This window comes from Vibrio sp. 1562, from assembly GCF_033340155.1.
Lineage (GTDB): Bacteria > Pseudomonadota > Gammaproteobacteria > Enterobacterales > Vibrionaceae > Vibrio > Vibrio alginolyticus.
Genome location: NZ_JAWOVY010000213.1, coordinates 1 through 820 on the forward strand (window position 1 = coordinate 1; position 820 = coordinate 820).

Below are 820 nucleotides of genomic sequence, written 5' to 3' on the forward strand. Positions count from 1 at the left end.
CCTGACTAAATGTGCCTCTCACGTCCGCTCCGGTGGCACTAGATGTGAACTTTTCGCTTTTCTTTCAGCGTTTACGGTTTCTAACTTTTGGGCAATTTCTCTGGTGGGGTTTCTTTAATGCTGAGATATTTTCGTCAAAGCTAAGTTTCTTTGAAGCTGCTGTTAACGTCTGAAGCCCGTATCCTTTGCTAATTTGAAAGCGGTGAGATGGGAACTTTGGCATATTTTTCTTCTATCCATCTTACGTCTCGAGTTAGTTTTAAGCTTGGCAGTTGTCCGTTTGGTTTCAGTGTTTTAAGCCATCAGTTTCGTGCTATATTTCAACATCTTGGCGTGTACCAAAGGCTTCAAGGGTAGCGTACTAACAAACAATTCAAGAGGGATTCGTAACGCGTGGCATTTTTACTATGCGTTAATTTTAGTGATTAAGGTGGTTTGCAGCGGCGTCGGTGTTGCGTTACTCACCCCTTAATTGGGCGTTATAGCGCAATACACAAACAGATACAATGTGCCTGAAAAACAATATGAGAAAATAAAAATGAAAAAAATTATAGTGTTGTCTTTAGCTTCTCTTACACTAGTTGGTTGTGGGTCTCCCAGATATATGGGCACCCCTGTTCCTGAGACTAATATTAAGTCGGAAATAGTTGTTGTTAAAGATAATGAAACTCGCTCTGGGTTCCAAAATACAATTGAGTCTTGGCTACAAGAACATAACTATTCTTATGTTGTCGTACCTGATAATTCTAAGCACGATCTGAACAAATTGACTCTTGAATATGAAGGTCACTGGGGGTGGGATCTGGCGTTATATTTGAAA

General features: G+C 40.2%; 1 pseudogene. It reads left to right on the plus strand.

Annotation, left to right across the window (positions count from 1 at the left end):
* Positions 1-508: 508 nt before the first annotated feature.
* Positions 509-820, plus strand: a pseudogene (locus R7Z49_RS24225) (hypothetical protein); the annotation flags it as partial.